Genomic DNA, 13,586 nt, shown 5'->3' with positions numbered 1-13,586 from the left:
AGGACCCGGTGGCCACCGCAGCCGACGCAGACGCCATGCGACGGGCGATCACGCTCGCCGCCCGCGGTCTCGGCTCCACCAGCCCCAACCCGGTCGTCGGGTGCGTCGTCACCGACGCCGCCGGACGCGTCGTCGGCGAGGGCTTCCACCAGCGCGCCGGCGGCCCGCACGCCGAGGTCCACGCCCTGCGCGCCGCGGGCGACCAGGGCCGCGGCGGCACCGCGTACGTCACCCTCGAACCCTGCAACCACACCGGACGCACCGGCCCCTGCGCCCAGGCCCTCATCGAGGCCGGTGTCGCCCGCGTCGTGTACGCGGTCGCCGACCCGACCCCGCAGGCCACCGGCGGGGCCGACACCCTGCGCGCCGCCGGGGTCCGGGTCGAGCAGGGGCTGCTGGAGGACGAGGCCGAGGCGGGCAACACCGCCTGGCTCACCTCCGTACGCCTCGGCCGCCCCCACGTCACCTGGAAGTACGCCGCCACCCTCGACGGCCGCATCGCCGCGGCCGACGGCACCAGCCGCTGGATCAGCTCGCCCGAGTCCCGGGCCGATGTCCACCGGCTGCGCGCCGAGTCGGACGCGGTCGTCGTCGGCTCCGGCACCCAGCGCGCCGACGACCCCCACCTCGCGGTCCGCGGCATCGAGGGCGCGACCCAGCCGCTGAGGGTCGTCGTCGACACCGACGCCACGGCCGTGAAGCCCGGCGCGCGCGTGCTCGACGACGCGGCCCCCACGCTCGTCGCGATCGCCGAGGACGCCGAGAGCGACCTGCCCGACGTCCTGCGCCTGCCGCGCGCCGAGCGTGGACTGTCCGTGCCGGCGCTGCTCGCCGCCCTGCACGAGCGCGGCATCCGCTCCGTCCTCCTCGAAGGCGGCCCGACCCTCGCCGGAGCCTTCGTCACCGCGAACGCCGTCGACCGCGTCGTCGGCTACCTCGCCCCCGCACTCCTCGGCGCGGGCCCCGCCGCCCTCGCCGACGCCGGAATCACCACCATCGCCGAAGCGTTGCGGCTCGACGTCACCGAGACCGTGCGCATCGGCCCCGATCTGCGCATCACCGCGACCGTCACCAAGGGAGCCTGAGTGTTCACCGGAATCGTCGAAGAGCTGGGTGAGGTCACCGCCGTGGAGAATCTCGGCGACGCCTCCCGCTTCCGCCTGCGCGGACCCGTCGTCACCGAAGGGGCCAGGCACGGCGACTCGATCGCCGTCAACGGAGTCTGCCTCACCGTCGTCGAGACCGGCGACGGCGAGTTCACCGCCGACGTGATGGCCGAGACGCTGAAGCGCTCCAGCCTCGGCGCCCTCACCACCGGCTCCCGCGTCAATCTGGAGCGCCCGATGGTGGCCGACGGACGCTTCGGCGGGCACATCGTCCAGGGACACGTCGACGGCACCGGCACCATCGTCGAACGCACCCCCTCGGAGCACTGGGAGATCGTCAAGATCTCCCTCCCCGCCGACCTCGCGCGCTACGTCGTGGAGAAGGGCTCGATCACCGTCGACGGCGTGAGCCTCACCGTCGTCGAGGCGGGCCCCGACTACTTCACGATCAGCCTGATCCCCACGACCCTCGCCCTGACCACGCTCGGCGTCAAGCAGAGCGGCGACCCGGTCAACCTCGAGGTCGACGTCATCGCCAAGTACGTCGAGCGGCTGCTCGGCGCCGGTGCGAAGGGGAGCGCGAAGTGAGCGCGCTGAGCTGGCTCAACACGGAGGCGTTCACCCTCTTCGGGCAGCACATCATGTGGTCCGACATGATCGGCAACACGATCGGACTCGTCGCGCTCGCCCTCGGCTGGCGCCGATCCGTCCTCACCTGGCCCGCCCAGCTGCTGTCGGGCGTCGTCCTCGTCGGCGCGTACGCCTCCGCCCACCTCAGCGGAGGCGTCGGCAAGCAGCTCCTGGTCATCGGCGTGGCCGCCTGGGGCTGGCACCAGTGGACCCGCGGCCGCCGGCAGGCCCAGGACGGCTCCATCGCCGTCCGCTTCGCCACCTGGAAGGAGCGCGGCCTGCTCGCCGCCGGCGCCGTGCTCGGCACGCTCGCGGTCGGCGCCCTGTTCACCGCGTACCCGTCCCTGTCCTGGAGCCCGTGGGCCGACGCGTACATCTTCGTCGGCACGCTGGTCGCGATGGTCGCCCAGGCCCGCGGCCTGGTCGAGTTCTGGTTCGCCTGGCTGCTCGTCGACCTCGTCGGCGTGCCGCTCGCCTTCAGCAGCGGCCTCGCCTTCTCCGGCCTCGTCTACGTGATCTACTTCGCCCTCGTCGTCTGGGGTGCCTACGACTGGTGGCAGCGCTCGCGTCAGAGTGCCGCGCCCGCTCTGGAAGGAGTCGCAGCATGACTGCCCGCCCGTCACCCACCACCACCCTGCCGGAGGCCCTTCGGGCCGCCCCTGGGATCCAGACCTGGTACGCCACCGACAACTTCGAGGACCTCGCCCTCGACCCCGTCGAGCAGGCCATACGCGACATCGCCGCGGGCCGCCCGGTCGTGGTCGTCGACGACGAGGACCGCGAGAACGAGGGCGACCTCGTCATCGCCGCCGAGAAGGCCACGCCCGAGATCATCGCCTTCATGATGAGCGAGTGCCGCGGCCTCATCTGCGCCCCGATGGAGAGCGACGAACTGGAGCGCCTGGAGCTGCCCCAGATGGTCGGCAACAACACCGAGTCGATGCAGACGGCCTTCACCGTCTCCGTCGACGCGGGCCCCGCCTATGGCGTCACCACCGGCATCTCCGCGTCCGACCGCGCCACCACGCTCCAGCTGCTGGCCGGCGGGCAGGCGGGGCCGTCCGACTTCGTGCGGCCCGGGCACATCTTCCCGCTGCGCGCCAAGCCCGGCGGCGTCCTGACCCGCCCCGGCCACACCGAGGCCGCCGTCGACCTCGCGCGGCTCGCGGGGCTGCGCCCGGCCGGCGCGATCGTCGAGATCGCCGGCGAGGACGGCGTCATGCTGCGGCTGCCCGAGCTCGTCCCGTTCGCCCGCAAGCACGGCCTGACGATCATCTCCATCGAGGACCTGATCGCCTACCGCCGCAGCTCCGAACCGACCGTCAAGCGCGAGGCGGAGGTCAACCTGCCCACCGCGCACGGCCAGTTCACGGCGTACGGATACCGCTCCACCGTCGACGGCGTCGAGCACGTCGCGCTGGTCCACGGCGACCTCGGCGACGGCGAGGACGTGCTCGTGCGCATCCACTCCGAGTGCCTCACCGGCGACATCTTCCACTCGCTGCGCTGCGACTGCGGTCCCCAGCTGGAGGCGTCCATGGACCGCATCACCGAGGCCGGGGGCGGCGTCGTCGTCTACCTGCGCGGTCATGAGGGCCGCGGCATCGGGCTGCTGTCCAAGCTGCGGGCATACGAACTCCAGGAGCGCGGCCGCGACACCCTCGACGCCAACCTGGAGCTGGGCCTGCCCGCCGACGCCCGCGACTACGGGGCCGGGGCGCAGATCCTCGCCGACCTCGGGGTGCGCAGCACCCGGCTGATGACCAACAACCCCGAGAAGACCGCCGCGCTCACCCGGCACGGAATCGCCGTCCTGGGACGCGAGCCGATGCCCGTGCAGGCCGGTGAGCACAACCTCCGGTACCTGCGCACCAAGCGGGACCGGATGGGGCACGACCTGCCCTGGCTGGACGCCGCCGGCACGTCCACCTGCACCAACCAGTAAGACAGCGACAGACCACCAAGGAGACACGTACGTGAGCGGCAAGGGCGCACCCGAACTGAGCGTGAAGAACTGCGGCGACCTCCGGGTCGCGGTGATCGCGGCACAGTGGCACGAGAAGATCATGGACGGACTCGTCGACGGCGCCCTGCGCGCCCTGCACGAGCTCGGCATCGACGAGCCGACCCTCCTGCGGGTCCCCGGCAGCTTCGAGCTCCCGGTCGTCGCCAAGGTCCTCGCCGGCCGCGGCTACGACGCGATCGTGGCGCTCGGTGTCGTCATCCGCGGCGGCACGCCGCACTTCGAGTACGTGTGCCAGGGCGTCACCCAGGGCCTCACCCAGGTGTCGATCGACACGGGCGTCCCCGTCGGCTTCGGCGTACTGACCTGCGACACCGAGGAGCAGGCGCTCGACCGGGCGGGACTGGAAGGGTCGAACGAGGACAAGGGGCACGAAGCGGTCACCGCCGCGGTGGCCACCGCGACCATCCTTCGCTCAGTATCCGAACCCTGGCGCTGAGGAGACCCCACTTCCGCGTAGGGTGGGAGCACCATGTCCAAGAAGACGTTCGAGGAGCTCTTCACCGAGCTCCAGCACAAGGCCGCCAACGGCGACCCCGCCACCTCCCGCACCGCCGAGCTGGTGGACAAGGGCGTGCACGCCATCGGCAAGAAGGTCGTCGAGGAGGCCGCCGAAGTGTGGATGGCCGCCGAGTACGAGGGCAAGGACGCCGCCGCCGAGGAGATCTCCCAGCTGCTGTACCACGTCCAGGTGATGATGGTCGCCCGCGGAATCTCCCTCGACGACGTCTACGCCCACCTCTGAGCCCGCCCAGCCCGTACCTCTCGAACCCACGCGAACAAAGGAAGCCTGTCTCATGCTGCGCATCGCCGTCCCCAACAAGGGTTCACTGTCCGGACCTGCGTCGGCGATGCTCCATGAGGCCGGCTACCAGCAGCGCAAGGAGTCCAAGGAGCTCGTCCTCGTCGATCCCGAGAACGAGGTCGAGTTCTTCTACCTGCGCCCGCGCGACATCGCGATCTACGTCAGCTCCGGCCGTCTCGACATCGGCATCACCGGCCGTGACCTGCTGCTCGACTCCGGAGCCAACGCCGAGGAGATCCTCCAGCTCGGCTTCGCCCGCTCCACCTTCCGTTACGCCACCAAGCCCGGCACCGCCAAGGGCGTCCAGGACTTCGGCGGCATGACGATCGCCACCTCCTACGAGGGGATCGTCGACAAGCACCTCGCCGACAACGGCATCGACGCCTCCGTCGTCCACCTCGACGGCGCCGTGGAGACCGCGATCGAGCTGGGCGTCGCCCAGGTCATCGCGGACGTCGTCGAGACCGGCACCAGCCTGCGCAACGCGGGCCTCGAAGTGATCGGCGAGCCGATCCTGACCTCCGAGGCCGTCGTCATCCGGCGCACCGGAGCCGATGCCGAGGACCCGCAGGTGCAGCAGTTCCTGCGCCGCCTCCAGGGCGTCCTCGTCGCCCGCAGCTACGTGATGATGGACTACGACTGCCGCGTGGAGAACCTGGAGCAGGCCGTCGCCCTCACCCCCGGCCTCGAGTCGCCGACCATCTCCCCGCTCCACCACGAGGGCTGGGTCGCCGTCCGCTCCATGGTCGCCGCCAAGGAGGCCCAGCGGATCATGGACGACCTGTACGCGCTCGGCGCGCGGGCCATCCTGACGACGGCCATCCACGCCTGCCGGCTCTGAGGGACGGCCCGACACATGACCACCGCCGCACCCCGCGTCCCCGCGCTCCCGGTCACCTTCAGGCCGACCCGCACCCGGATCGTCCTGCTCACCGTGGGCGCGGTGATGTGCACCGTCCTCATCGCCGTCACCCTCCTCCTCGAACGCCTCACCGGCCCCGAGCGGGTGAGCTTCATCTTCACCGCGCTGCTCTTCTTCGGCGTGCTGGCACTGCTGAGCAGGCCGAAGGTGATCGCCGACGAGGACGGCGTGACCGTCGTGAACCTCACCCGGACGCGCCGGCTCGCCTGGCCCGAGATCCTGCGCGTCAACCTCCGTCCCGGCGACCCCTGGGTCTTCCTCGACCTCAGCGACGGCACGAGCCTGCCCGCCCTCGGTATCCAGCCGGGCATCGCCAAGGCCCAGGCCATCGACGACGCCCGGGCCCTGCGCGCCCTCGCCGAGAGCCGGGGCACCCGCACGGACACCCCCTAGCCCGACACATCTGCCCCAGCCGCCCCTGGCTTGATTACTCTGGTGGGCGGCGGCGCCCGGTGCGCCCCGCCCCGCACCATGCGGCCCCAGCCGGCCGGCGGGGCTTTCCTGCGACCCGAGGAGTGACTCCCTCCGGCAATGGACGGATCGTCCGGTAGTACCTGCGCCGCCCCCTCCCAGGAGGCGGCGGCATGATCATCCCGCTTCTGCTGCTCGCCGCAGCGCTCCTTCTCATCCTCGCCAACGGCTTCTTCGTGGCGGCCGAGTTCGGCCTCGTCACCGTGGAGCGCGCCGACGCCGAGCGTGCCGCCGCCGAAGGCGACAAGCGCGCCCGCCGGGTCGTCGCGGCTCTGCGACAGCTGTCGTTCCAGCTCTCCGGCACCCAGCTCGGCATCACCATCACCTCCCTCGTCGTCGGCATGCTCGCGCAGCCGGCCCTCGCCCAGCTGCTCGACGGGCCGCTCACGGCCACCGGGCTGCCCGACGGCGTCGTCCCCGGCGTCGCCGTCGTGATCGGCATGCTGTTCGCCTCGGCCGTCCAGATGGTCATCGGCGAACTCGTCCCCAAGAACTGGGCGGTGTCCCGGCCCCTGCAGGTCGCGCGCTTCGTCGCCGGCCCGCAGACCGTGTTCTCGGCCGTCTTCCGCCCCGTGATCACCCTGCTCAACGCCGCGGCCAACCGTCTCGTACGGCTCTTCGGCGTCGAGCCCGCCGAGGAGCTGGCCTCCGCCCGCACCCCCGGCGAGCTGGTGTCGCTCGCCCGCCACTCGGCACGGGCCGGTGCGCTGGAGCAGGACACCGCCGATCTGTTCGTACGGACCCTGTCCCTCGGACACCTGACGGCCCAGCACGTGATGACACCGCGGGTGAAGGTCAGCGCGCTCCAGTCGGACGCCACCGCCGCCGACGTCCTCAACCTCACGCGGGCCACGGGCCTTTCCCGGTTCCCCGTCTACCGCGAGCGCATCGACGAGATCGTCGGGATGGTCCCCCTCAAGGACGCGCTCGCCGTGCGGGCCGGGGAGCGCCGGCGGGTCCGGGTGACCCGTATCGCCGTACAGCCCCTGCTCGTGCCGGAGACGCTGCCCGTGCAGCAGCTTCTCGAACGGCTGCGCAGCGAACAGCCCATGGCCGTCGTCGTCGACGAGTACGGCGGCACGGCCGGCGTGGTCACGCTCGAGGACATCGTCGAGGAACTCGTCGGCGAGGTCCGCGACGAGCACGACGCCGAGGCCGACGCCCGGCCCGAACTCGCACCTGTCGCCCCCGAGGACGGCAGGCCGGCCTGGGAGGCCGACGGCAGCTGCCGGGTCCTCACCCTGCGCCGGATAGGTCTCGACGTGCCCGACGGCCCGTACGAGACCGTCGCCGGCCTCGTCGCCGACCTGCTGGGCCGCATCCCGGCCCCCGGCGACCGGGCCGAACTGCCCGGCTGGCGCCTGTCGGTGCGCCAGGTCGAGCGCTACCGCGCCGAGCGCGTACGCCTCGTGCGCACCGCCGACGTACCGGCGCTGACGGAGGCCGCCCGATGAGCGCCGCCCAGCTGCTGTTCGCCCTGCTCCTGGTCCTCGCCAACGGGTTCTTCGTCGGAGCCGAGTTCGCCCTCGTCTCCGTACGCCGCAGCCAGATCGAACCGCTCGCCGCCGAGGGCTCGGGGCGGGCCCGGCAGGTGCTGCACGGACTGGAGAACCTGCCGCAGATGATGGCGGCCGCGCAGTTCGGCATCACCGTCTGCTCGCTCACCCTCGGCGCGGTCGCCGAACCGACCGTCGCGCACCTCCTGGAGCCCGTCTTCCACGCCGCCCACGTGCCCGAGGGGCTCATCCACCCCCTCGGCTATGTGATCGCGCTGGCGGTCGTCGTCTTCCTGCACCTCGTCGTCGGCGAGATGCTGCCGAAGAACCTCGCCATGGCGGCACCGGAGCGGACGGCGCTGTGGCTCAGCCCCGGCCTCGTCGGCTTCGCCCGGCTGTGCCGTCCGGTGACCGCGGGCCTCGGCGCCTGCGCCAAGCTGGTGCTGCGGGCCTTCCGGGTCGAGCCGAAGGACGAGGTGGAGGCCGTCTTCACCAGCGACCAGCTGGGACAGCTGGTGGAGGACGCGGGCCAGGCCGGACTGCTGGCCCCTGCGGAACAGGAGCGTCTGGAGGACGCGCTGGAACTCGGCAGCAGGCCGGTGAGCGAGGTGCTCATCGCCCGGTCCGCCCTCGTCACCGTGCCGCCGTCGGTGACGGCGCGGCAGGTGGAGGAGCTGACCGTCCGCACGGGCTACTCCCGGTTCCCGGTGTGCGCGGACGGCTCCGGCCCCTTCATGGGCTACCTGCACGTCAAGGACGTGCTGGATCTGGAGGACGGCGAGCGGGCCGTGCCCCAGCACGTCTGGCGGCCGATGGCGACCATGCGCGCCGAGCTGCCGCTGGACGACGCGCTCACCGTGATGCGCCGGGCGGCGACGCACCTGGCGCAGGTCGCCGACGCGTCCGGGCGGGTGCTCGGGCTCGTCGCGCTGGAGGACGTGCTGGAGATGCTGGTGGGCGAGGTCCGTGACCCGGCCCACCGGGTCACGGTGCTGCCGCGGACACCGAAGGCGTCCGCCAGCCCGGACTCGGCCCTGGTGAGCTGAGCCGGCCGGGCGGACACGTCCCTCAGCCGAGGGGAGGCTCCTGCGCGCCGCGGCCCGCCGGACCGCGGCCCGACAGGACCTCCCCGTACGCCTGCATCAGATCCGGGAGCCGCAGCGTCGACAGGTCCTCGCGGTTCGGTGTGCCCGGGTACATGGACAGCCGCAGGTCCCGGTACGCGCAGCTCTTCTCGTACAGCGTGCGCAGGAAGCGGCCGTTGCCCAGCTCGTCGATCCACCCCTGTTCGACGACATGGCCGCTGATCGAGCACAGCTCGTCACGGGCCTCCTCGTCCCACACGTCGCCGTTCTCGGCGGCCAGCACCTCGCCGATCGCGGTCAGTTCGAGCGGGCGGTAGGACGGGAAGTCGACCCGGGTGGTGAAGCGCGAGGAGAGGCCGGGATTGGTGGCGAGCAGGCGGTCCATGCCCTCGGGGTACCCCGCCAGGATGACCACCAGGTGGTCGCGGTTGTCCTCGGCGCGCTTGAGCAGCACCTGCAGCGCCTCGTCCCCGTACGCGTCGCCCTTGCTGTAACCGGAGTTGGAGAGGCTGTACGCCTCGTCCACGAAGAGCACGCCGCCGAGCGCCGAGTCGATCAGCTCATTGGCCTTCACGGCCGTCTGGCCCAGGAACTCGCCCACCAGATCGGCTCGTTGGGCCTCCACCAGGTGGTCGCCGCCGAGCAGCCCGAGCGCGTAGAAGACCCGGCCGAGGATGCGGGCCACGGTCGTCTTGCCGGTGCCCGAGGGGCCGGAGAAGACGAAGTGCCGTTTGGGCGGCTGTACGGGCAGGCCCTGACCGGCCCGCAGCCGGGCCATCTCCAGCTGCGCCGACAATGCCTTGACCTGCCGTTTCACCGGCTCCAGGCCCACCATGCGCTCCAGTTCCGCCAGCGCCTCGGCCAACAGCACCGGGTCGGTGGGGCCCGACGGGAAGTGCGGGGGAGCGGTGTGCGGGGGCACGGCCGCACGCCGCCGGGGCCCGTCCGCCGGGGCGGCCGGCCCGCTCCCCGGCAGCTGGCCGCCCGGGTCACCCGGCAGGCGCTCGGTGACGACGGGGCCGTCCCCCTCGGGCTGGACGTCCACGGAGTCGGCGCCGAATCCGGTCAGCGACACGGTGGCCAGCCCGGCCACCTCGTCGTAGCCGTCGATGCCGTCGTACTCGGCGATGGCCGCGAGCCGGGCCGACGTGTCCATGAAGGCCGGGTCGATCCGGTGCACCGCCCGGTACAGCGGCAGGGCCGCGGCGCTGCGGCCGGTGCCCTCGTGGGCGCGTGCCAGCCAGTACCTCAGCTCCTTGCGCTGCGGCTGCTCGCTGCGGCAGCGCATCAGGGCGGCCGACAGCATGGGCTCCGCCTGGCTGAACATCTCCAGCCGCACCCGGGCCATTCCGCCGAACAGGCCGGCCTCGATGCCCAGGAGCGGATCGTCGACCAGCGGCTCGGTGTGGCGCACCAGCTGTTCCCAGTCCTTGACCAGGTACGCACGGCACGCGTGCAGGAAGCGCACCTGGGGGTCGGCGTCCACGGGCGGGAGACCGGCCAGCGCGCGGTCGAGCTCCGGCACGTGGCGGCCGTCGAGCCAGTGGGAGGCGTGCGCCAGCAGCAGATCGCGCCGGCTCTCCAGCACGGGCTGCACCCACCAGCCCAGCCAGTACCAGGAGTTGAGCGTGCGGCGGTGACGGGCCCGCTGTTCGCCGAACCGCTCGCGGTGGCGGTACATGCGCAGCAGGGCGGTGGTGGTGTCGACGCGCAGGGCATGGAGGCCCAGCCACGCGTCGGCCATCCCCGGGTCGAGCCGCACGGCCGCGCGGAACTCCTCCTCCGCCTGCGGGTAGGCGCCCATGGTGCAGGCGTCCACACCGCGCAGCCAGGCGAGCTCGGCCGGAGTCCGTGCCCCCTGCGTGCCGTCGTCCATAGGGTCCCCCACACTCCCCCCACAAACCGTGCACCAGTGTTGTCGCGCCAGGGGGCGCCCACCGGCAGCGTACGCAACGACCATGCCGCGGACGGGAATTGAGCCCACCGGGGTGCATCGTACCGGCGCACGGGGGCTGCGCTAAGAGCGCCGCGAGGACCCGGCTCCGGTGACCCAGGGTGAGCGAAAGGGCTGGAGAGGTGCCGGTGGAGAGGAGAGAAGGGCAGAACGAAGCCCCCGATCACGGGGGAACAACCGGGGGCTTCGTGTCCGCGGCGGCTCCGGAAAGCCGCACATTGAGAACGTAAGACCTGTACGCCCCGTCGGTCAAGCAGAGTTGGAGCACTCTTGCGCCGGAAATCCGACTGTTCAGTATGCCTGGCCAGGGCGATCACGCTCGGTGATCGAGTGATGTGTTCCCGGAGTCCCGCCAGGTCCCAGGGACCACTCGTACCCCTCAGAACACTCGCGTACCAGGATGTCGGCGTGCGGACGGGACGGGTCCGCCGAGAAATGGCGTGTCTCCGCCGCCGTCCACCCGTCCCAGAAGGCGCGGAGCCCGGCCCCGTCCCGCTGCCTGCCCCGTGACCACGAGTCCTCGGCCGCACGGTCCATCCACAGCAGTCGGGCCAGGTGGGGCCGCAGTGCCCGCCTTCCGGCGCCGACGCCCTCGACCAGGACGACGGGCGCCGCGGGCAGCGGGCGCGGTTCCAGAAAACGCCTCAGATTCCAGTCGTACGGGTGAAACAGCGCCGTTCGTCCACGCGACAGCGGAGCGATCACCTCGTCCAGCATCCGGCCCGTCCACGCGAAGAACTCCTCGTGCGTGGCCAGATCGTCCAGGTGCAGCACGGGCACCTCCGCACCGCCGAACGCAGCGGCGAGCCGGGCCGCGAACGTGCTCTTGCCCGAACCGGCGTGGCCGTCCACCGCGACGAGGCGCACCGGTCCGCACGAGGGGGCCAGTGCGCGCAGCTGCGCGGCGAGCCGGTCGAGATCGTCCATGGGGCAAGGGTAGGAGGTGGCGCCGCGCGACCGGGACGCACCCGCAGGTCATGCCAGTGGACCAGACCAATATTGCCCCGGCCGACGCGGTCCGAAGTGCTGGCAGAAGCCCCGTCGGAGCCGGGATAGTTGCCCCACTGTCGCGCACCTGACTTGGGGGTCCCATGGCCAGACCTACTTCGCGCAGAACCGTCCTCGGCGCCGCGATCGCGGCCGCCGCGAGCGCCGGAACGCTGTCCACCGCCGCCGGACCCGCGGCGGCCACGCCCGGCGCCGCCTCTTCCTCGTCGTCCTCCCTCTCCGACCGGACCGCCGCTGCGGCACCGCTCATCGACAACCGCTTCTGGTCCACCTACACCGACTGGCGCTGCGGCGAGCGGGCCGGCACCGCGGCCGTGCCCGGCCGCCGCCCCGGCGTCGTGATCGCCACGCCCGCCGGCACCGTCGACTACACCGACTCGCACACCGGCCGCAGCGCGCGCTGGGACTACGCGACCTGGACCTCGCCGGTGCACCGGTCGGCGGTGCCCGCGACCGAGGTCATCGCCTCCTGGAACGCGCACACTCCCGCAGGCACCTGGCTCCAGGTGGAGCTCGCGGGCACCTACTCGGACGGCACGGACACGCCCTGGTTCGTGATGGGCCGCTGGGCCGCGGGCGACGGGGACATCCGCCGCACCTCGGTCGACGACCAGAGCGACGGCAAGGCAAGCATCTGGACCGACACCTTCGCCGTCGACGACGCGGCGAGCGGGCTGCGGCTGGCCTCGTACCGACTGCGGCTGACGCTCTACCGCAGGCCCGGCACCCGGCTGACGCCCACCGTGTGGCGCCTGGGCGCGATGGCCTCCGACATCCCGGACCGCTTCGGCGTGCCCGCGTCGCAGCCCGGCCTCGCCCGCGAGCTCGCGGTCCCGCGGTACTCGCAGAACACGCACATCGGCCAGTACCCGGAGTACGACAACGGCGGCGAGGCCTGGTGCAGCCCCACCTCGTCCCAGATGATCATCGAGTACTGGGGGCGCAGGCCCACCGCCGACGACCTGGCGTGGGTGAACCCGGACTTCGCCGATCCGCAGGTCTGCCACGCGGCCCGGTTCACCTACGACTACCAGTACGAGGGCTGCGGCAACTGGCCCTTCAACGCGGCCTACGCCGCGACGTACCGCGACATGAGCGCCGTCGTCACCCGGCTCTCCTCACTGACCGACCTGGAGACCCTGATCGGCGCCGGCATCCCGGCCATCACCTCGCAGTCGTTCCTCAAGGAAGAGCTGACCGGAGCCGGCTACGGGACCGCCGGGCACCTGATGACGGTCATCGGCTTCACCGCCGACGGCGACGTGATCGCCAACGATCCGGCGTCGCCCAGCAACGAGGCCGTGCGACGCGTCTACCGGCGTGCCGAGTGGGAGAAGATCTGGCTCCGCACCAAGCGCTACAACGCGACGGGCAAGGTTGTCTCCGGCACCGGCGGCGTCTGCTACCTGTACTGGCCGGCCGACCCCACGCCCGCCCAGCGCCGGGCTCTCGCGGCGGTCGGCATCCACTGAGCCGGCCGGCCGGGCCCCGGGGGCGTGACGAACGTCTCTCCCCCTGGGGCCGGTCTACCCCGGGGCCGGGCCGGGCTGGCACTGTGGTGGGCCACGGGGGGACGACCATCAGCTCGCCGACCGAACGAGACCGCCATGACTTCGACCGCAGCCACCGCCGACCGCGCCATGCTCCGCGCCCGCACCGGGGGCCCCGACGACGAGTCGTCGGTGCTGGAGCACGTCCTCGGATGGACCCTGGTGGTCGTGATCGCCATGCTGATCACCCAGCTCGGCCTGCTCTAGGCCGCAACTGCCCGCTCCCTGGGCTGCGCCCAGCGCGGCGGTGCGCACGCGCGCACCGCACGCGCGTACGCGCGAGGGCAGAGGCCGTCCCGCCCCGCCCGGTCGACCGGACCGGCCGGGCAAGGGCCCGGACCGGTTCCGCCGCCTCTCCGGCAAGATCACGGCATCGCCGCACGCGCTCCCCGGCACCCCGTGACGGGAGCCGTCCGATCGGGCATACTCAACGCGCCAACAGCCGCCAACCTGCCTCTTTCGTGACCCGGAAGGGCACCATCGGCCTGGCAGAAGACCCGGCGACGCGCCCTCACCCTGCCCGCGCGACCGCCGCA

The 13,586-nt window shown here is 72.3% G+C and carries 14 protein-coding genes; 12 read left to right on the top strand and 2 right to left on the bottom strand.

Translation table 11 applies throughout. The annotated features are described in order from the left end of the window. The first annotated feature begins 8 nt into the window (after positions 1-8). The 10 genes from ribD to ACF08N_RS31795 all read left to right on the top strand — a co-directional run bounded on the left by ribD (position 9) and on the right by ACF08N_RS31795 (position 8,499). Entirely contained in the window at positions 9-1,085 is a 1,077-nt protein-coding gene (ribD, locus tag ACF08N_RS31840; RefSeq protein ID WP_392328185.1) for a bifunctional diaminohydroxyphosphoribosylaminopyrimidine deaminase/5-amino-6-(5-phosphoribosylamino)uracil reductase RibD, read from the top strand. Then, positions 1,086-1,694: a riboflavin synthase gene (locus ACF08N_RS31835; RefSeq protein WP_392328184.1), complete on the top strand. Its 609-nt coding sequence runs from the start codon at positions 1,086-1,088 to the stop codon at positions 1,692-1,694. After that, entirely contained in the window at positions 1,691-2,344 is a 654-nt protein-coding gene (locus ACF08N_RS31830; RefSeq protein ID WP_392328183.1) for a nicotinamide riboside transporter PnuC, read from the top strand. The genes ACF08N_RS31835 and ACF08N_RS31830 overlap by 4 nt, the downstream gene beginning before the upstream one ends. Continuing rightward, positions 2,341-3,681: a bifunctional 3,4-dihydroxy-2-butanone-4-phosphate synthase/GTP cyclohydrolase II gene (locus tag ACF08N_RS31825; protein ID WP_392328182.1), complete on the top strand. Its 1,341-nt coding sequence runs from the start codon at positions 2,341-2,343 to the stop codon at positions 3,679-3,681. The genes ACF08N_RS31830 and ACF08N_RS31825 overlap by 4 nt, the downstream gene beginning before the upstream one ends. Before the next feature lie 31 nt (positions 3,682-3,712). Next, a complete protein-coding gene (gene ribH / locus ACF08N_RS31820) occupies positions 3,713-4,198 on the top strand; it encodes a 6,7-dimethyl-8-ribityllumazine synthase (RefSeq protein WP_177153271.1) in 486 nt (161 codons plus the stop codon). 33 nt (positions 4,199-4,231) lie between these two features. After that, complete coding sequence (locus tag ACF08N_RS31815; RefSeq protein WP_011027788.1) at positions 4,232-4,504, top strand: phosphoribosyl-ATP diphosphatase; 273 nt, start codon at positions 4,232-4,234, stop codon at positions 4,502-4,504. A 52-nt stretch (positions 4,505-4,556) separates the two neighbouring features. Next, complete coding sequence (hisG, locus tag ACF08N_RS31810; RefSeq protein WP_392328181.1) at positions 4,557-5,405, top strand: ATP phosphoribosyltransferase; 849 nt, start codon at positions 4,557-4,559, stop codon at positions 5,403-5,405. Between the two features lie 15 nt (positions 5,406-5,420). Next, a complete protein-coding gene (locus tag ACF08N_RS31805) occupies positions 5,421-5,879 on the top strand; it encodes a PH domain-containing protein (RefSeq protein WP_392328180.1) in 459 nt (152 codons plus the stop codon). A gap of 191 nt (positions 5,880-6,070) precedes the next feature. After that, a complete protein-coding gene (locus ACF08N_RS31800) occupies positions 6,071-7,411 on the top strand; it encodes a hemolysin family protein (protein WP_392328179.1) in 1,341 nt (446 codons plus the stop codon). Then, positions 7,408-8,499: a hemolysin family protein gene (locus tag ACF08N_RS31795; RefSeq protein WP_392328178.1), complete on the top strand. Its 1,092-nt coding sequence runs from the start codon at positions 7,408-7,410 to the stop codon at positions 8,497-8,499. Before ACF08N_RS31800 ends, ACF08N_RS31795 begins: the two co-directional genes overlap by 4 nt. Before the next feature lie 22 nt (positions 8,500-8,521). Here ACF08N_RS31795 and ACF08N_RS31790 read toward each other — a convergent pair whose 3' ends face one another. Both ACF08N_RS31790 and ACF08N_RS31785 read right to left on the bottom strand, forming a co-directional pair. Next, entirely contained in the window at positions 8,522-10,414 is a 1,893-nt protein-coding gene (locus ACF08N_RS31790) for an AAA family ATPase (RefSeq protein ID WP_392328177.1), read from the bottom strand. A 369-nt stretch (positions 10,415-10,783) separates the two neighbouring features. Further along, positions 10,784-11,419 carry a uridine kinase gene (locus ACF08N_RS31785; protein ID WP_392328176.1) on the bottom strand — a complete coding sequence of 212 codons (636 nt, stop codon included), beginning with the start codon at positions 11,417-11,419 and terminating at the stop codon, positions 10,784-10,786. Positions 11,420-11,583: 164 nt separating this feature from the next. Here ACF08N_RS31785 and ACF08N_RS31780 point away from each other — a divergent pair, with 164 nt between their 5' ends. Both ACF08N_RS31780 and ACF08N_RS31775 read left to right on the top strand, forming a co-directional pair. Next, positions 11,584-12,972, top strand: coding sequence for a peptidase C39 family protein (locus ACF08N_RS31780; RefSeq protein WP_392328175.1), 1,389 nt, complete (start codon positions 11,584-11,586; stop codon positions 12,970-12,972). Positions 12,973-13,107: 135 nt separating this feature from the next. Beyond that, positions 13,108-13,257: an SCO1431 family membrane protein gene (locus ACF08N_RS31775; RefSeq protein WP_392328174.1), complete on the top strand. Its 150-nt coding sequence runs from the start codon at positions 13,108-13,110 to the stop codon at positions 13,255-13,257. Positions 13,258-13,586: the final 329 nt, after the last annotated feature.

Source organism: Streptomyces sp. NPDC015127, assembly GCF_043080095.1.
Lineage (GTDB): Bacteria > Actinomycetota > Actinomycetes > Streptomycetales > Streptomycetaceae > Streptomyces.
This window is presented reverse-complemented; position numbering and strand designations above follow the sequence as displayed.

Coding starts and splice junctions, on each gene's coding strand:
- ACF08N_RS31775 (WP_392328174.1), top strand. CDS start 13,108: ATGACTTCGACCGCAGCCACCGCCGACCGCGCCATGCTCCGCGCCCGC.
- ACF08N_RS31785 (WP_392328176.1), bottom strand. CDS start 11,419: ATGGACGATCTCGACCGGCTCGCCGCGCAGCTGCGCGCACTGGCCCCC.
- ACF08N_RS31790 (WP_392328177.1), bottom strand. CDS start 10,414: ATGGACGACGGCACGCAGGGGGCACGGACTCCGGCCGAGCTCGCCTGG.
- ACF08N_RS31795 (WP_392328178.1), top strand. CDS start 7,408: ATGAGCGCCGCCCAGCTGCTGTTCGCCCTGCTCCTGGTCCTCGCCAAC.
- ACF08N_RS31805 (WP_392328180.1), top strand. CDS start 5,421: ATGACCACCGCCGCACCCCGCGTCCCCGCGCTCCCGGTCACCTTCAGG.
- ACF08N_RS31800 (WP_392328179.1), top strand. CDS start 6,071: ATGATCATCCCGCTTCTGCTGCTCGCCGCAGCGCTCCTTCTCATCCTC.
- ACF08N_RS31825 (WP_392328182.1), top strand. CDS start 2,341: ATGACTGCCCGCCCGTCACCCACCACCACCCTGCCGGAGGCCCTTCGG.
- ACF08N_RS31780 (WP_392328175.1), top strand. CDS start 11,584: ATGGCCAGACCTACTTCGCGCAGAACCGTCCTCGGCGCCGCGATCGCG.
- hisG (WP_392328181.1), top strand. CDS start 4,557: ATGCTGCGCATCGCCGTCCCCAACAAGGGTTCACTGTCCGGACCTGCG.
- ACF08N_RS31815 (WP_011027788.1), top strand. CDS start 4,232: ATGTCCAAGAAGACGTTCGAGGAGCTCTTCACCGAGCTCCAGCACAAG.